Genomic DNA, 15,247 nt, shown 5'->3' on the forward strand with positions numbered 1-15,247 from the left:
GGGCCGCTTCGCTCTTGTCACGCGCGCCGCGGAACTCCGATTCCTTCTCCCACGTCGGCCAGCGGCGGCTGTTGGCCAGCTCGGCGCCCAGGTCGTAGACCAGCAGGGTGTCGGCCGCGTGGCCGCTCGGGTCCCAGCTCGGGGTCCACGCATCGCAGGCCTGGTGGTAGCAGTCGGCGAAGTACTTCTCGCGCAGCGCGCGGCCGGCTTCAACTCCACCGTCCAGCTTGTCCAGGCCTGGGCCGATGGTGATCGCCGGTACGCCCAGGCGGGCGAAGGCGAAGTGGTCGGCGCGGTAGAAGAAACCGGCCTCCAGGTTCGGGTCCGGGCTGTAGCTGCGGCCGCGGGCCTTGGCCACGCGCTCCAGATCGCCTTCCAGCGACACCCGGCCCTTGCCCCACGAAGCGATGTCGCGGGTCGGGCCATCCGGGCTGAACATCTCGATGTTCAGCACCGCGGCGGTCTTGTCCAGCGGCGCCAGCGGATGCGCGGCGTAGTAGCTGGCGCCCAGCAGGCCCTTTTCTTCGGCGGTCAGTGCCACGAAGTACAGTGTGCGCTGCGGCTGCGGGCCGGCGGCGAACACGCGGCCCAGTTCCAGCACCGTGGCCACGCCGGTGGCGTTGTCGATCGCACCGCGGCGGATGCGGTCACCCTTGGCGTCGGCCTGGCCGATACCGAAGGCATCCCAGTGCGCGGAGAAGATCACCGCCTCGTCGCCATGTTCGCCGCCGGGCAGCTTGGCCACCACGTTGCGGGTCACCACCTGCTCGCGCTTGAGCGCGAAATCCACGCTCAGCTTCGCGTTGTCCAGTGCCACCGGGCGGAAGTCTGCACGCATCGCCTTGCGCTTCTCGGCATCGAAGTCGAGGCCGGCGTCGGCGAAGATCGCCTCGGCCAGCTCGCGCTGCATCCAGCCACGCAGCGGCGTGTGCTGCGCCATCGCCTCGGCCTGGCCGCGTTCGATGTCAAACAGCGGCGAGGTACCCGAGCTCTTCACGGTGGCCCAGCCATACGCGGCCGGCGCGGTCTCGTGCACGATCAGCACGCCCTCGGCGCCACGGCGCGCAGCTTCCTCGAACTTGTAGGTCCAGCGGCCGTAGTAGGTCACCGCCTTGCCGTCGAACGCACCCGGCGCATCAGCCTCGAAATCGGCGTCGTTGATCAGCACGACAGCGATCTTGCCGTGCAGGTCCACGTCCTTGTAGTCGTTCCACTGGCGTTCCGGCGCGTCGATGCCGTAGCCGACGAACACCAGCGGGGCATCCTTGATCTGCACGCGCTCGCGCGGCTGCAGGCTCTGCAGGGTCACGTCCACGCCGTTGGCCAGCGCACGCTTGCCACGCTTCAGCGACAGGCTGGCCTTGGCCGGTCCGTCCAGCTGCGCGCGCACCAGCGGCACCTGCTGCACCCAGCTGCCGTCCACGCCACCCGGCTGCAGGCCATAGCTGCGGAACTGCTCGATCAGGTACTGCACCGTGCGTTCTTCGCCTTCGGTCGCCGGCGCGCGGCCCTCGAATTCATCCGACGCCAGCACACGCACGTGGCGCGACAGTGCCTGCGGATCGATGCCGCCGCCGGGCAGGTCATTGGCCGCATGGGCCAGGCCCCCGACAAACAGGCAGGACGACAGCAGCAACACGCGCATCGGATTCACGGCAGTACCACGGCTAGCTTGGAAGTCACCAGAGTGTAACGTGGTCGTGACATCACGGCGCAGCCTGGGCCCACGTCCTCCACGCATGGCGTGGATCTACCTGCTGATGCGGTCCAGCCAGCACGCCAGGCCCTGTGCGTTGAGCTCGATGTCCATCGCCAGCACCGCAGTCACCGCCGCATCGTCCAGCGCACAGCCATGCAGCTGTGCGCGTTCCAGGTACAGCGCCTGCAGTGCGGCCAACAGGCAGCGGTGGCGGTCCGGCCGGCCATCGCACTGGCGGCCGATGGCAGCCATTGCATCGATCTGCTCGAACAGGTCGTCGGCCAGTTTCTCCACCTGTTCCACACGACCGTAGTGGGTCAGGTACATCGCCTGCGGGCCGTAGCCCAGCATGCGCCGGATCGAGGCCTTCATCGCTTCCGGATCGAACTGCACCGGCGACGAGGTCGGGAAGATGAAAGCACCCTGCGCACTGTCCAGCTCGCGGTAGGAGATGCCGAAGGTATCGCCGGTGAACCAGCTGCGGCTGCGCGCATCCCACACGCAGTAGTGGTGCAGCGCGTGGCCCGGCGTGTGCAGCAGGACCAGCTCGCGGCCGGCCAGATCGATGCGGTAGCCGTCTTCGGCCACCACCACACGCTGCTCCGGAATCGCCTCGATGCGACCATAGCTGCGCGCGATCTCCTCGGCACCATAAACGGCGGTGGCACCGGCAATCAGCCGGGTCGGATCGATCATGTGCGGCGCGCCGCGCGGGTGCAGCACCGCCTTTGCGTTCGGCAGCTGCTGCATCAGCAGGCCGGCGCCGCCGGCGTGGTCCAGGTGCACGTGGGTCAGCAGCAGCCAGTCCACCGCCTCCACACCCAGGCCGGCGTCCGCCAGCGCCTGCAGCATGGCCGGCACTGACAGGCCTGTGCCGCAGTCCACGAAGGCCGCGCGGCCGTTTTCAACGATCAGATAGGCCGCGTCGAAGTCCGCACGCTGGAAGCCGGTATCGATGGTGTGGATGCTGGGGTCGGCGGTCATCGGCACGCACCTGGCAGGATCGGGAACAGACCCCCATGGTAGGCGCGCAGGTGGCCCGGGTTCGATGCGGCTTTGGTCGGGTAGTGCCGGCCGCTGGCCGGGTAGAGTCGACTGTCGCGCGCAGCGCGGGCTTCCAGAGAGCAGTCGACTAACAGTCGACTCTACCAAGGCAAGCGCAGGCCAACCAACCGCAGGTCCATCGGGTGCGCCAGGGCCAGGTTCAGCGCAATGCGAACCGCGGCCGCAACAGCAATGCCAGCACCAGCACTGCCAGGAACGCGCCGTAGGCATACAGCACCGCCAGCACCTGTGGCCAGATCGGGCCGGCGTCGGGCTGCACCACGCCGATGCGGTACCCCCACAGCATCGACACGATGCTCAGGGCGAAGGCCAGCACCAGGGTGGTGGTATCGAACAGGCGCCGCCGCGCGGTGCGCGGCTGGCGCGGGAACAGCCAGTACAGGCTGCCCAGCAGCAGGAACCAGGGCAGGAACAGCAGCAGCGACAACCAAGCCATTGCAGACTCCATGTCATCGCGCCGGAGGCGCGCGGACATCATGCCATGGGCGCTGTGCCGCGGTCGTGCCGGCGGGGTGCTTCCCTGTAGAGCCGAGCCTATGCTCGGCTGGGTAGCAAAGCAGCCGAGCATGGGCTCGGCTCTACAGAGGCGTAGCAAAGTCGAGCATGGCTCGACTCTACAAAGGGCAGGCAGACCCTGCGATCAGGTCCCTTCGCGCAGCGCGGCCAAGGCCGTCAGCACGGCGTCCACCTCGGCCTCCAGCTTGAACAGCTCGCTCTGCAGCTGGTCGCCCTGCTCGGCCTGCTTGATCACGGCAATCAACTGCCCCGCATCGCGCGGCGAATCGAAGCCTTCGCTCTGGATCAGCAGCGTGCCGTCACCGGCGGTCAGCTTGAAGTAGAAGCGGCCGTCCTTTTCGCGGTACTGCTTGAACAGCGGCGGTGCCACGCGGGCAACGCCGGCGTCCTCGCTGGCGATGTCGCCGGCGGTGGACAGGTCACGCAGGCCCACGGCATGGCGCAGCTCTTCCAGCAGCGGTACTGCCAGCTGCTCGCGCAGCTGCTGGCCACGGCGCTTGAGCAGCGCTTCGATCTTCTCCGGCTCGGCCATCAGCGCGTTGTAGCGCTCGCGCAGCGGCGACAGCTCGCTGTCGATGCGCTCGAACAGCTGCTGCTTGGCATCACCCCAGCTGATGCCGGCAGCGAAGGCCTTGGCGAATTCGGCGGTCTGTTCCGGGGTGGCGAAGGCCTGGTACATCTGGAACAGCGCCGAGCCCTCGGTGTCCTTCGGCTCGCCAGGTGCGCGCGAGTCGGTCAGGATCGAGAACACCAGCTTCTTCAGCTCCTCGCGCGGCACGAACAGCGGAATGGTGTTGTGGTAGCTCTTGCTCATCTTGCGGCCATCCAGGCCCGCCAGCGTCGCCACCTGCTCGTCGATCACCACGTCCGGCAGCGGGAAGTACTCCTTGCCGTACACGTGGTTGAAGCGCTGGGCGAAATCGCGCGCCATCTCGATGTGCTGGATCTGGTCACGACCCACCGGTACCTGATTGGCCTTGAAGATCAGGATATCGGCGGCCATCAGCACCGGGTACATGAACAGGCCGGCGCTGACGCCTGCGTCCTCGTCCACGCCTTCCTCGCGGTTCTTGTCCACCGCCGCCTTGTAGGCGTGCGCGCGGTTGAGGATGCCCTTGCTGGCGATGGCGGTCAGGAACCACATCAGCTCGGTGGTCTCGCGGATGTCGCTCTGCCGGTAGAACCACACGTGTTCCGGGTCCAGGCCGCAGGCCAGCCAGCTGGCCGCGATCTCCAGGGTCGCGCGCTGGGTGCGCTGCGGGTCCTGCGACTTGATCAGGCTGTGCAGGTCGGCCAGGAAGAAGAAGCTCTCGATCCCCGGCGCGCGGCTGGCAGCGATGGCCGGACGGATGGCGCCAACGTAGTTGCCCAGGTGGGGCGTGCCGGAGGGGGTGATGCCGGTAAGGACTCGGGTCGTCATGACTGCGTGGGGTAACCTTCGATGAACGGGGCCAGTTTACCTTGCACGCCATCAACCCCGTCAGGGCCTGCGGCGCGTTCATTCACGCAACCCCGCTGGAGACGCCCGATGAAACGCCTGCTGCCCCTGCTGCTGATCCTGCCCCTGGCCGGCTTCCGCCCCGCCCCGATGCCGCCGCCGGTGTACGAGGGCGGCCCCGTGCGCATGGCCCTGGTCGACCGCGACCGCGGTACCGAACTGCGCAGCTACCCCGCCGAGGGCCAGCGCTGGGTGGCCGGCGAGCGCGGCCACCGCTACGCCGTGCGCCTGTACAACGACAGCCCGCGCCGGGTGCTGGTGGTGCTGTCGGTGGACGGCGTCAACGCCATCTCCGGCGAGGATGCCGATCCCTCGCAGACCGGCTACGTGCTCAACCCCGGCCAGCGCGCCGACATCACCGGCTGGCGCAAGAGCCAGGACGAAGTGGCGCAGTTCGTGTTCAGCAGCCCCAGCGGCAGCTATGCCAGCCGCACCGGCCGCCCGGACAACATCGGCGTGGTCGGTGTTGCGGTGTTCGAGGAAGCGCGGCGCTGGCGCCCGGAGCCGATCCTGCGCCGTAGCCTGCCGCTGCCGGCACCGGCCGCACAGGCCGAAGCGGCGGCCGATGCCAGCGCCAGCAACAGCCGCATCGAGGGCTACGCCAGCAAGTCGCAGGCGCCAGCGCTGGGCACCGGCCACGGCGCACGCGAGCAGTCTTCGGTACGCGATACCGACTTCGAACGCGCCAGCCGCAGCCCGGCGCAGGTCCTGCAGCTGCGCTACGACAGCGCCCGCAACCTGCGCGCGCGCGGCATCCTGATGGATTCGCCCTCACGCCTGCCGCGCGAACCGCAGGCGTTCCCGAACCGCTACGTGCCGGACCCGCCGGCGCGCTGATCGCCTGCCCAGACAGCGCAACGCCCGCAACCTCTCGGTGCGGGCGTTGTGCTGTGGGGGAAACCGTAGCGCTTACTTGTAGTCCGGGTAGTCCTTGCTCACCGCATCCTGGAACTCACGGACTTCCTTCTCAGCGCGGTCCTTGGCCCAGCCATAACGTTCCTGCAGGCGACCGGCCAGATACTCGGCATTGCCTTCGGCCACATCGAAGTCGTCGTTGGTCAGATCGCCCCACTTGGCCTGGGCCTTGCCCTTCAGCTGCGACCACTTGCCGGAAATGATGTCTTTGTTCATTACTGGGAGTCCTTGGTTGCAACGGCGTTCTTACCGTGGCTCCAGCTTCGCGCAACGGCTGTTGACTAACGGTCAACCGGCCATGAAATAGACGCTCACCTGCTTGAATGGTTCACTCCGCTTAGACAGTCATGCGGTGAAACGCGCGCAAAAAAAGGCCGGGGAAATCCCCGGCCTTTTTCTCTTTCCGTTCCGTGCAGGGCTCAACGGCCCTTCGCGGTGTCCTCGACCTTCTCGCCCGCCTTCTGCACGTCCTTGCCGGCACCGGCAATGGTGTTGCAACCGGCCAGCAGGGCCACCGAGAACATCGACAACAGCATCAGGGCAACTACGCGCTTCATGGGCTTCTCCTTGGGTTCACCGCTACACCGCTTCATTCGCGGATGGGATTCTTTCGCTCGGCGGGAGGGCACCGATGCCCACTGCCGCCGCGTGAAGTGCAATCTGGCGGCAGGGGCGTGGAGCGGGTGTGAACGGATCACAGATCCGTTCAGGCCGAGCCGTCAATCGCGCATCAGGGTGGACTTGCCGAACAGGCTTTCGACCAGGTCCACGGCCAGTTCGGCGGTGGCATTCTGCTTGTCCAGCAAGGGGTTGAGCTCGACGATGTCCAGCGACCCCATGCGCCCGGTGTCGGCAATCATCTCCATCACCAGCTGCGCCTCGCGGTAGTTCACCCCGCCCGGCACGGTGGTGCCCACGCCCGGTGCGATGCTCGGGTCCAGGAAGTCGACATCGAAGCTGACATGCAGGTGGGTGTTCTCATCGATACCGGCCAGCGCCGCTTCCACCGCGCGCTTCATGCCGTTCTCGTCGATGTAGCGCATGTCATAGACATCCACCTTGTGAGTCTTGATCAGGCGCTTCTCTTCCGGGTCCACCGAGCGGATGCCGATCTGGTGCATCTGAGCCGGGGTGATCGCCGGTGCGCTGCCACCCAGCTGGGTCAACGCGTCCGGGCCGAGGCCGCACAGGCAGGCCACCGGCATGCCGTGGATGTTGCCGGACGGGGTGACATCACTGGTGTTGAAATCGGAATGCGCATCCAGCCACAGCACGCGCAGGGTCTTGCCCTGCTCGCGGCACCAGCGCGCCACCGCGGTGATCGAACCGATGCCCAGGCAGTGGTCGCCACCGAGCATGATCGGCATGCGGCCGGCCTGCAGTTCGGCATAACTGGCTTCCATCAGCGCATGGTTCCACGCCACCACTTCATCCAGGTGGCGGTAGCCTTCCACCGGCGCGGTCCACGGGTTGCGCGGACCATCCAGGTTGCCCAGGTCGCGCACGTCCACCCCACGTGCTTCCAGCGCCTCCGGCAGCCCAGCCACGCGCAGCGCTTCCGGCCCCAGCCGGGCACCGCGATGGCCTGCACCCACGTCGGTGGGAACGCCAATCAGGGATACGGAGATGGGATGGGCCATGGGTGCCTCCTGCGCGGAAAAAGAAGCACAGTCTAGCCAGAGCTGTGTGACACCACTCGCGGCGGTGCAGCAGGGCATTGGCATGGCATGATGCCGCGCGGACCCAACCGCCCTTCATGGAAGATTGCGATGTCGCCCTTCATCAATACCGCCTGGCCACGCTTTTTCACCGTAGCGCTGCCGATCGCCGTTTTTGCGGTTTTTTTGAGCAACTCGATCGATGCGTCGCCGAACGACTGGCTGATGCAGGCGATGCTGCTGCTGACGCCAGTCTCGTTTCTGCTGTTCCTCGGGTTGGGGTGGCAGCGCCTGCGCAAGGCACACGCTGAATACCCGATCCTGAAAAGCGAACTGCACCGCATGCTGGAGGCATTGATCGGCAACGTGAAGGTGGCCGCGCTGTGGTTCGGCCTGACCGTCGTCGGCATGTTCGCCCTGATGCTGGCGTGGGTGTTGCTGCGGAAGACAGGCGCCTGACGCCGCGTCCCTACCCGCGAACTCAACCGCCGCGGCGACGAACCGGCGTCAGGCTCTGCACCTGGCCGTTGTTGCGCATCATGCACAGGAAGCGGCCATCGGGGTAATCGATGATCAGTTCCTGGTAGTCGCTACCCACCGGCATCTGGGTCACCAGCGTGCCCTGCGCGCCCTTGCGCATGTTGCAGGAACCCAGCGCGGTATCGCCTGCCGGCGCGGGGGTGACCACCGAGGACACATTGCGGAACACCGCGCGGCAGCCACCGTTGACCCACACCGAATGCCGCGCCAGCCCCCAGTTCTTTCCTTCCTCGCAGCGGGTACGGCTGAGCTGGCGCACGATTTCCACGTTGCCACGGGTATTCAGATCGCACGACACCTGCTGCTGGCCGGTGGATTCGCAGGTGACTTCGCGCGGTAGCGCGGCATCCCCGGCGGCAGCATCGCGAGGGCGGGCGCTGTTTGCGGCGGGCGCAGGCGCACCACTGCTACTGACCTGGCAGATGCCATTGGCGCCGCCACGGCCGGTGTAGCTGATCTGCGGCGTGCCGTCATCGCTGCGGCTGATCGACAACGTGATACCACTGTTGGCATCGCGTGCTTCGAAATAGCGGTCGTTGAAGCGCTTCAGCGTGGCCTCGCGGCCCTGCACGTAGACCGGCCCGCCATCGTCGGCGTGAACATCGATGCCGCCCGGGCAGCTGGCGTTGAAGAACGGTACCGCAGCCATGGCCGGGGCCACGAAAGCGGTGGATACCAGTGCGACGGTGAGCGACAGGGCGTGGCGACGCATGTGCGGATCCCGAAGGGGCCCAGGTGGGCGTGTAGCGGCAGTATGCGGTGGGCGCTGCGGGCGGTCCGTGAGGAATATCAAGATCCGGATAGCGCGCGTGGGGATTCACGTCTGGTATCGTTGCCTTGGTGCCTTACCGAGGCTGTTAAGCCAGCTTTACGTCGCACGCTACTGTAAGCCGTGCGGCATCAGTGGCGCGGCCCGGATGGCCGATGATGACGGCGCTGCGCGATATGTCGCTTCTGGCATTGCGATGCTCGAAACGGGCCAAACGCGATAATTCATTTTTCCTTTCAGATCACCCGATGCCATCGAAACAAACGACTGGCAGGCGGGGATTTCGCGTGCGCATGATGAATCGCCACCTGCAAAGGTGGTCGGGACTTCCAAGCCCGTGTTGTCAACGATGTATACGCTTGCCAGCCGGCGTCGTCCTTTCAGGGGCGGCGCCGGCTGGCAATCCGTTAGCCGATCGACGGCGGGCGGTGCGTGGGGGCCTCGTGCCCGCCGATTCGTTGACCCGGTCTTGGAAGCCACGCATCGCCCGCCACCCTCTTCGGGTGGCACCTCTGTTGCCGACGAGGACGCCCGCATGCCCAAGACCCATCACCCGTACCTGACCGCCACCCTTGGCGAGGCCGCGCTGCGCCTGCCACCCGAACTGGCGCAGCCGTTGGAAGCCGCTTTCGCCGCCGCCAACGAGGCGCCCGCGCCGATCAACCTGCCCGGCTGCCTGCAGCGCATCCAGGCCGGTGACGCCGCCGATGGACAGCCGTGGACGGGACCCGACAGCACACACGGTCAGGCCGTGGCCGCCGCACGCCGGGATCGCGCCGCGGTTGGCCTGGTGTCGCTGCTGGAGCTGTATCACGCCGCCGAGCGCGTGCGTGTGGATGGGGATGAGAAGGACGATATCGGCGACGGTGTGCGCGAGGGGCTGATGCTGGCCTGCCGGGGGCTGGCGGAGTATGTGGCGTTGCAGGTGGGTGGGGCTCAATAGTGCAGAACATTGAGATCCCCAATGCACAGTTTCACAACGTCACTGCGCCGGCTATCGAATCAAGAAGAGCCGCAGCTGGAATGAGCACACCCTATCCAAACCTGAAGCCTGTTCTCGTTGAGCTTCGGCTGGACGAAGTGGATTCGCGCGGCGGCGCCGTTGCCGAGATGATCGCCTCCACCGCGCGCCCCATGGCGCTTTCGATAAGCCCTGAACTTATGTGGTACGGCTTCGTCTTGAATGACCGCGGCATCACCCGGATCACGCCAGGAACGCGGGCACACTGCACGATCTCATTCATCAACCACGACGGTGCGAAAGAGGTATTCCCCTGTGGCAGGGTGGCCGCCTTCGGAGACGGATCATCGACAAAGGGGTTGATCCGCATCATCCGGTTTGATTGAACCTGTTCGCGCCGAATGCCTTGATCTGGCAACGGCAGACGCGTGATGCATCAATGCGCCGCGTGGCACACAAGCTGCATCGAGCCAGAATGGCCAAACGACTCCTCCTTTGCCGCGTCATTGAGTTGACTCACCGGCTTGGGACGAAAAAACCGCCGAAAGGCGGTTTTTTCATGCTTTTCCGTGCGCTTTACATCCAGCGACGTGCCAACGCATCAAGGTCCGCACGTACGCTCACGCAGCGCTGGCATGCAGGCGCACACCCAGGGCACGGGTCACCTTCAGGATGGTCGCGAAATCCGGGCTGCGCTCGCCCGACAGTGCGCGATACAGACTCTCGCGCGACAAGCCCGCCGCACGCGCAACCTTGCTCATGCCCTGAGTGCGGGCAATATCGCCGAGCGCCTTGCCGATGAATGCAGAATCGCCGTCGCTTTCTTCGATGCAGGCTTCGAGATAGGCGGCCATTTCCTTCGGCGTTCGAAGGTGCTCGGCCACATCAAATGCTTTGAGTTCGACTTTTCTCTTGATGGCCATGATGGGACACCTCCGGAACTTCGGTATTGAGTCGTTTCGCGGACAGCCAGTTCGATGCTCACAGGGCGCGCGCCATTTCCCTCGCCTTCTCTATATCGCGCTGCTGTGAACCCTTGTCGCCTCCGACCAGAAAATTTCCCTTCAGCTTCGTTGAGTGTAGCCTACAGGCTACACTTTCCAACATCGCGTGCGGGAGTATCCCATCGTCAGGAATGCGCACAGGAAGCGGTAGGCCCGCCAATAACTAGCAGTGTCAATGAACGCCGTGTAGGGTCAGGGATTAGCGCTGCTACGGGCAATGCAGAAGAGGCATTCCATAACCCGACGGTTCTCGCGCCGGAACCAACATTGTGTCCGGGCTCCCCGGTGAACCCGTGCGGCTCGATTCGGTCCGGGCTGCTCAGTATCAAGTCGCGCAGCCCCGGACTCGATGCGGGCCACCGGTGAGCTCGTTGCAGCTACCTGCTACAGATGTACGGGTGAATCTCAAATGACAGCGAGCGCGTGGAATCAGCAGCAATGGCCGCAGCGTCGCCGAAGGCTGCGTAAGGCAGGACGCCGCGCACGGATTGGCCTGACTCCACACGCACTTCGCCGCATCCACCAGGGCAATACGCACTACCCGTGGCTAGCAGTTCCTGGGGACCGGTAGATGTGTTGAGTGTTGCGCCGTCGAAACCCAGTGGCAGACCGGCTTCGGCCGGCCAGGCTTCCTTGGACAGACACAGCGGTTCGGCCGCCTTAGAAGTCAGGGTGAGGACGAAGTGTTGCTGGGTTGGGTTGTCCGCTATCTCCAAGGCGAAGTCGGTAGGCGGCGCCCAGCGGATGGATGCCGACGACGCGCAAGCGGTGAGCGCCGCCAATGTCAGCAGAGACAGGCCGCGATTCACCGCGCCTGATCCATCAACTGATCGGGGTTAATCAATCGCTGCTGCCCTGGCAGCGTCTTGAAGATTTCCTGCTGCTGCGGCGTACCGAACTTGTAGGCCGGAATACCGTTCATCCGCTGATCCTTGTAGCCCAGCACCGCATGTCCGGTTTCGTGACCAGCGCCCCAAGCAAGCGTGGACGGGCTGTTGAAGCCGGGGTGAGAAATGTTCACCAACACCTGCGCGGGTCCGGATGTCGGCACACCAGCCAAAGTGTCAGCACCGACGCTAGGGTAAGCCGCAGCCAGAGCCTGGCCAGTCATCGCATTCGCAGGAATTGCACCGGAGCCAGTGTCGCGGAGGGCTGCGGCCATCGAGCCCATGTCGGCTGCGGCCTTGGCCATATTCTCCGGTGTGGCAGTACCGGCGCCGAAGTTGCGTTCAAACGACTTCTCGGCGCGCTGAAGTGCCTTGCCCCCTTCGGTCAGTGCGCCGTTGATCTTGCCCGCCGCCTTCTCCAAGCTGCCGGCGGCGCTCTGCTGGGCGCGGTCGAACTGCTTCCACTGCTTGTCCGTCCAGCCGGTGCCGCGCGACAAGCGTCCGTCTGGGTCGGTGAAGCGGTAGGGATTGTTGTTCCCATACCAGTAGCGGTTGTAGTTGGCGCCCGTATTCGGGTCGGCCTGGACGGGGTCTGTTGAAACGAACCGCGCCGACGCGTTGAAGGCGATGGCGCACAGCGCCACGGTCAACAGTCCTGGAATGGTAATGCGCATCACTGCTCCCTTTTCGCGCGTTCACGCTGGATGGATTGTAGGTAGCTGGCTTCCTGCTCCGGCGTTTTTTGCGTCCAGCCGAGGGATTCGGCCTTGGCGAACCACGCCAGGTTCTCGTTGCTCAAGCGGCGGTAATCCTCGTGAAGCTCAGGAGGCACGTCCGCCGGGTTGGGATACTTCGCTTTGTAGCGCTGCTGAATCTGGAGATAGTAGGCGTTCGCCTTCCAAATCATCGCCACCGAGTCTTTAGGGTTTGCTGCCAGCGCCAAGTCGGCCACCGCCATCAATGATTCGGCATCTTTTTTGGCGCCGTAGTGCTCCATCAACGAACTGGCGATGACGCCCATGGCCTCGTGGGGCAGCAGCGGACGCAGGTAAAGCCCGTTATCCATCGCCTGCTCGGTGATGCCTGTTTCGCGTTCGTAGCTGGAATCCCATTTGAAGCCTCCGGCGGTGGCCTCCACGTTCACCCACGCCTGCTGCTCGTCGTCGGCGAACTTCACGAGCACATGGTTGGGCGCGGTGGCCAACGCGATAGGCAAGCCCAGCCTCTGGCCCAGGATTGCAAAGAGAATGGGCATTGAAACGCAGTTGCCCTTGCGCGAGGCCAAGTAGGTGGCCAACTGCTTGTTCTTCGGGTTCTTGCCCAGCGGGTCCGACAGGTCGTAGGTGAAAGGCTTGCCTTGGTTCCACTCGCCCGGCACGTAGAGCGTCTTGAGCAAGGCGTCGAGAACCTGGCGCGCCGTCGGGTTGGCGGGCACGTTGCCGCGCACAGCGCGTTCCCATTGGTCGAGTTGCCGGCGCACGGCCGCGGTGTCGGTGGACGGGTCGATGATTCGGTCCACCTCCAACTTGGAGGCGGTGTAATCGACACGATCATCGGGGAGTTGAAACTGGGCGCGCAACGGCGAGAGGTCAGAGGCGGCCAACGAAAACGGGGCCAAGGACGAATAACCACGCGCCCCAAGCCCATTCGATCCATCGGCGGCTTGCCCGTCTCCCCATTGCAACCTTCTTCCCCTACTTGCTGATGATCCTAGGCCCTGTCAACTGCCACTGTCCAGTTGCTCCCCCTAAACCTACAGGCAGGCGCCCGACCAAGCGTCGGCGACGTTGTCCCGCCCCTCGAGGATGACCCTTCCGTCGCCGAACACGAAGCGCCGGAAGCCCGTGTACCCACCGAAGTCGTTCTTGGCGTTGACCCGGCCGCAGGCGACCACGCCGAACTCCTCGGTGTAGTTGGCGCGCACGTCCTTGAACTGCGCGGAGTCCGGGTCCTTCAGCTCGCGCCTGACGGCGCGCTCGGCCGCGACAATGGTCTCCGCGCCGAACCACTTCTCCTGCTGCGCCTTCTTCTCGGCCGCCGACATGGGGCGCTCCGGCTCGGGCTGCGGTGCCGCAGGCTCCTGCGCCTGCTTAGGCAGTGCCGCTGCCGCAGTTGCCGGTGCAGCGGCAGGCACGGGCTCGCTGCGTGGCACCAGCTTCGACCCAATCCAGGCTAGGGCCACTAGAACGACCAGAAGAATCCCTATCCGCTTCATGCACTCCCCCTGAGCAAACGCTAGTAAATAGTCTATTTTGGACTATTCCAATACGGACTCTAGCGTGCGGTGACCCGCCTGTCACCGCGCGATGGCCCAATCGACCCACAACTCCGACTACCAGCTACTGCTGACCGTCCTGAAGGCGGCCCGCAAGCGGGCTGGCGTGTCGCAGGTTGATCTGGCCGAACGGCTGGGGAACACGCAGACCTTCGTGTCCAAGTGCGAGCGCGGGGAGCGGCGCATCGACGCCGTGGAGCTGGTGGAGTTCGCCGAAGCGCTCGGCGTAAGGCCGCTCGGGCTGCTGGGCGAGTACCTGGAGCAGCGCGCGGCCAGGCTGCAGCCGAAGTCCAGAAAGAGCAGCGCAAAGCGGCGCTGACTACGAGAGATGGTGCCGCTTGTCCGAATCGAACGGACGACCTACTGATTACAAATCAGTTGCTCTACCGACTGAGCTAAAGCGGCGATGTCGTACTTCTCTTGCTCAAACCGTGTTCGGCTTGCCCCGCAGTTTACGCGCTGGCGAGCCTAAAGCCTTGCCGCGCTTAGCCTTCCGGCCGGTCACCACAACAACCGCGTCCGAGTTACAAGACAGTTGCTCTACCAACTGAGCTAAAGCGGCATGGGTGGTTCACCGGCGGCAGCGCCGCGGTCTGGGAATTCTAGCGCAACCTTGCGCATTCCAGCGACCGGCTCTGTGCCGCGCCGCTGCGCTGCTGGGCCTGGGCCGGCTGCGTGCCTGCCGCCAGCTGCCCTTCCAGCCACCACTGGCCGGCGTCGCCGCTGGCGATCAGGCGCGGCTGGAAGCCGGCGGCCTGCACCGCCGCCATGCGCCGCTCGGCGCCTTCGCGGTTGCGGTACTGGCCCAGCGCCACGGCGTTGGCCTCCTCGCCCTGGCTGATGATGTAGTAGTCGCTCAGGCCGGCGGCGACGATGCGCTTCACGGTGGCCTGCGCTTCGTCACGGTTGGCGGCGGCCGGCAGCATCACCCGGTAGCGGGCGCTGCCGCTGGCAGCGGGCTGTTCGCGCAGGCGCACCTGGCTGAGCACAGCGCCGGCCTTGCCCTGCGCGCTGGTCGCGGCGGCACGGTCTGCGAACGGGCCCAGCGCGACGCAGCGCGGCGGCTCGGCGGCCGCGGGCGGGGTTGCGGGCTTCTCCGGTGCCGGAACGGGTGCAGACGGTGCTACCGGCTTGGCAGCGGCCGCAACCGGCGTAGCCTCAGCTACCTGCGGCTTGGGAATTTCCGGCTTGGCCGGCACAGCCGGCGCCGGCGTTGCAGCCACGGCTGTCTTCTCCGCCAGCTCGCGCTCCACCAACGGCGCGGTCGGCGCGGCGGCCGTGGCTTCGGCGGCCGCATTGGCATCCACGCCACCGGGCACCCAGCGCAGCTCGGCAACGCCGGCGGGTTGCGGCGGCGGCGCAGGCTTGTGCGGCGCATCGCGCAGCAGCCACCAGCAGGCGACGCCAAGATTGAGGATGGCCAGCACGACGATCAGGGCACGGGTCAGCATGCGCGGATA

At 65.7% G+C, this 15,247-nt stretch carries 19 protein-coding genes and 1 tRNA gene; 5 read left to right on the forward strand and 15 right to left on the reverse strand.

What is annotated here, in order from left to right:
- The 4 genes from N5J73_RS08045 to N5J73_RS08060 all read right to left on the reverse strand — a co-directional run.
- Positions 1-1,645 (reverse strand): M28 family metallopeptidase (locus N5J73_RS08045; protein ID WP_279940801.1); only part of this gene is annotated, 1,645 nt, incomplete at its 3' end.
- Positions 1,646-1,750: 105 nt separating this feature from the next.
- Positions 1,751-2,683 (reverse strand): MBL fold metallo-hydrolase, encoded by a 933-nt coding sequence (locus N5J73_RS08050; protein WP_049448241.1) that lies wholly within the window; start codon positions 2,681-2,683, stop codon positions 1,751-1,753.
- 220 nt (positions 2,684-2,903) lie between these two features.
- Positions 2,904-3,200, reverse strand: coding sequence for a hypothetical protein (locus N5J73_RS08055; protein WP_049448240.1), 297 nt, complete (start codon positions 3,198-3,200; stop codon positions 2,904-2,906).
- 204 nt (positions 3,201-3,404) lie between these two features.
- Entirely contained in the window at positions 3,405-4,700 is a 1,296-nt protein-coding gene (locus N5J73_RS08060) for a tryptophan--tRNA ligase (RefSeq protein ID WP_049448239.1), read from the reverse strand.
- 108 nt (positions 4,701-4,808) lie between these two features.
- Between N5J73_RS08060 and N5J73_RS08065 the strand changes: the two genes are divergently transcribed.
- Positions 4,809-5,615: a hypothetical protein gene (locus N5J73_RS08065; RefSeq protein ID WP_049448237.1), complete on the forward strand. Its 807-nt coding sequence runs from the start codon at positions 4,809-4,811 to the stop codon at positions 5,613-5,615.
- A gap of 72 nt (positions 5,616-5,687) precedes the next feature.
- On the opposite strand, the gene N5J73_RS08070 is transcribed toward N5J73_RS08065, so the two are convergent.
- From N5J73_RS08070 to rocF, 3 genes are all read right to left on the reverse strand, one after another.
- A complete protein-coding gene (locus tag N5J73_RS08070) occupies positions 5,688-5,909 on the reverse strand; it encodes a CsbD family protein (protein ID WP_004153772.1) in 222 nt (73 codons plus the stop codon).
- Between the two features lie 203 nt (positions 5,910-6,112).
- Positions 6,113-6,250, reverse strand: a complete 138-nt coding sequence (locus N5J73_RS08075; protein ID WP_008266021.1) for an entericidin A/B family lipoprotein — start codon at positions 6,248-6,250, stop codon at positions 6,113-6,115.
- A 162-nt stretch (positions 6,251-6,412) separates the two neighbouring features.
- The gene (gene rocF / locus N5J73_RS08080; protein ID WP_049448235.1) at positions 6,413-7,333 is read right to left on the reverse strand and encodes an arginase; all 921 of its coding nucleotides are present in this window, start codon (positions 7,331-7,333) and stop codon (positions 6,413-6,415) included.
- A 129-nt stretch (positions 7,334-7,462) separates the two neighbouring features.
- On the opposite strand from rocF, the gene N5J73_RS08085 reads away from it, so the two are divergent.
- The gene (locus N5J73_RS08085) at positions 7,463-7,810 is read left to right on the forward strand and encodes a hypothetical protein (protein WP_049448234.1); all 348 of its coding nucleotides are present in this window, start codon (positions 7,463-7,465) and stop codon (positions 7,808-7,810) included.
- A gap of 22 nt (positions 7,811-7,832) precedes the next feature.
- Here the strand turns inward: N5J73_RS08085 and N5J73_RS08090 are convergent, their stop codons facing one another.
- Positions 7,833-8,603, reverse strand: coding sequence for a DUF3011 domain-containing protein (locus N5J73_RS08090; protein WP_049448232.1), 771 nt, complete (start codon positions 8,601-8,603; stop codon positions 7,833-7,835).
- A 592-nt stretch (positions 8,604-9,195) separates the two neighbouring features.
- On the opposite strand from N5J73_RS08090, the gene N5J73_RS08095 reads away from it, so the two are divergent.
- A complete protein-coding gene (locus tag N5J73_RS08095) occupies positions 9,196-9,603 on the forward strand; it encodes a hypothetical protein (protein WP_049448230.1) in 408 nt (135 codons plus the stop codon).
- Between the two features lie 80 nt (positions 9,604-9,683).
- Positions 9,684-10,007, forward strand: a complete 324-nt coding sequence (locus tag N5J73_RS08100) for a hypothetical protein (RefSeq protein WP_049448228.1) — start codon at positions 9,684-9,686, stop codon at positions 10,005-10,007.
- A gap of 234 nt (positions 10,008-10,241) precedes the next feature.
- Here N5J73_RS08100 and N5J73_RS08105 read toward each other — a convergent pair whose 3' ends face one another.
- From N5J73_RS08105 to N5J73_RS08125, 5 genes are all read right to left on the reverse strand, one after another.
- Complete coding sequence (locus N5J73_RS08105) at positions 10,242-10,544, reverse strand: addiction module antidote protein (protein WP_049448226.1); 303 nt, start codon at positions 10,542-10,544, stop codon at positions 10,242-10,244.
- Between the two features lie 458 nt (positions 10,545-11,002).
- Positions 11,003-11,434, reverse strand: a complete 432-nt coding sequence (locus N5J73_RS08110; protein ID WP_152906710.1) for a hypothetical protein — start codon at positions 11,432-11,434, stop codon at positions 11,003-11,005.
- Entirely contained in the window at positions 11,431-12,186 is a 756-nt protein-coding gene (locus tag N5J73_RS08115) for a hypothetical protein (protein ID WP_279940787.1), read from the reverse strand. Before N5J73_RS08115 ends, N5J73_RS08110 begins: the two co-directional genes overlap by 4 nt.
- Positions 12,186-13,130 (reverse strand): transglutaminase family protein, encoded by a 945-nt coding sequence (locus N5J73_RS08120; protein ID WP_049448223.1) that lies wholly within the window; start codon positions 13,128-13,130, stop codon positions 12,186-12,188. Before N5J73_RS08120 ends, N5J73_RS08115 begins: the two co-directional genes overlap by 1 nt.
- Before the next feature lie 135 nt (positions 13,131-13,265).
- Positions 13,266-13,556 (reverse strand): hypothetical protein, encoded by a 291-nt coding sequence (locus tag N5J73_RS08125; RefSeq protein ID WP_053091883.1) that lies wholly within the window; start codon positions 13,554-13,556, stop codon positions 13,266-13,268.
- 262 nt (positions 13,557-13,818) lie between these two features.
- On the opposite strand from N5J73_RS08125, the gene N5J73_RS08130 reads away from it, so the two are divergent.
- Entirely contained in the window at positions 13,819-14,106 is a 288-nt protein-coding gene (locus N5J73_RS08130; RefSeq protein ID WP_049448221.1) for a helix-turn-helix transcriptional regulator, read from the forward strand.
- Positions 14,107-14,116: 10 nt separating this feature from the next.
- On the opposite strand, the gene N5J73_RS08135 is transcribed toward N5J73_RS08130, so the two are convergent.
- Positions 14,117-14,192 (reverse strand) — tRNA-Thr (locus tag N5J73_RS08135).
- Between the two features lie 197 nt (positions 14,193-14,389).
- Positions 14,390-15,238, reverse strand: a complete 849-nt coding sequence (locus tag N5J73_RS08140; protein ID WP_049448218.1) for an SPOR domain-containing protein — start codon at positions 15,236-15,238, stop codon at positions 14,390-14,392.
- Between the last annotated feature and the right edge of the window lie 9 nt (positions 15,239-15,247).

Source organism: Stenotrophomonas sp. GD03654, assembly GCF_029845105.1.
Lineage (GTDB): Bacteria > Pseudomonadota > Gammaproteobacteria > Xanthomonadales > Xanthomonadaceae > Stenotrophomonas > Stenotrophomonas africana.

What these genes read in the sequence shown, in the direction of transcription:
- N5J73_RS08050 (WP_049448241.1), bottom strand. Translation starts at nt 2,683, where the DNA reads ATGACCGCCGACCCCAGCATCCACACCATCGATACCGGCTTCCAGCGT.
- N5J73_RS08055 (WP_049448240.1), bottom strand. Translation starts at nt 3,200, where the DNA reads ATGGCTTGGTTGTCGCTGCTGCTGTTCCTGCCCTGGTTCCTGCTGCTG.
- N5J73_RS08060 (WP_049448239.1), bottom strand. Translation starts at nt 4,700, where the DNA reads ATGACGACCCGAGTCCTTACCGGCATCACCCCCTCCGGCACGCCCCAC.
- N5J73_RS08065 (WP_049448237.1), top strand. Translation starts at nt 4,809, where the DNA reads ATGAAACGCCTGCTGCCCCTGCTGCTGATCCTGCCCCTGGCCGGCTTC.
- N5J73_RS08070 (WP_004153772.1), bottom strand. Translation starts at nt 5,909, where the DNA reads ATGAACAAAGACATCATTTCCGGCAAGTGGTCGCAGCTGAAGGGCAAG.
- N5J73_RS08075 (WP_008266021.1), bottom strand. Translation starts at nt 6,250, where the DNA reads ATGAAGCGCGTAGTTGCCCTGATGCTGTTGTCGATGTTCTCGGTGGCC.
- rocF (WP_049448235.1), bottom strand. Translation starts at nt 7,333, where the DNA reads ATGGCCCATCCCATCTCCGTATCCCTGATTGGCGTTCCCACCGACGTG.
- N5J73_RS08085 (WP_049448234.1), top strand. Translation starts at nt 7,463, where the DNA reads ATGTCGCCCTTCATCAATACCGCCTGGCCACGCTTTTTCACCGTAGCG.
- N5J73_RS08090 (WP_049448232.1), bottom strand. Translation starts at nt 8,603, where the DNA reads ATGCGTCGCCACGCCCTGTCGCTCACCGTCGCACTGGTATCCACCGCT.
- N5J73_RS08095 (WP_049448230.1), top strand. Translation starts at nt 9,196, where the DNA reads ATGCCCAAGACCCATCACCCGTACCTGACCGCCACCCTTGGCGAGGCC.
- N5J73_RS08100 (WP_049448228.1), top strand. Translation starts at nt 9,684, where the DNA reads ATGAGCACACCCTATCCAAACCTGAAGCCTGTTCTCGTTGAGCTTCGG.
- N5J73_RS08105 (WP_049448226.1), bottom strand. Translation starts at nt 10,544, where the DNA reads ATGGCCATCAAGAGAAAAGTCGAACTCAAAGCATTTGATGTGGCCGAG.
- N5J73_RS08115 (WP_279940787.1), bottom strand. Translation starts at nt 12,186, where the DNA reads ATGCGCATTACCATTCCAGGACTGTTGACCGTGGCGCTGTGCGCCATC.
- N5J73_RS08125 (WP_053091883.1), bottom strand. Translation starts at nt 13,556, where the DNA reads ATGTCGGCGGCCGAGAAGAAGGCGCAGCAGGAGAAGTGGTTCGGCGCG.
- N5J73_RS08130 (WP_049448221.1), top strand. Translation starts at nt 13,819, where the DNA reads ATGGCCCAATCGACCCACAACTCCGACTACCAGCTACTGCTGACCGTC.
- N5J73_RS08140 (WP_049448218.1), bottom strand. Translation starts at nt 15,238, where the DNA reads ATGCTGACCCGTGCCCTGATCGTCGTGCTGGCCATCCTCAATCTTGGC.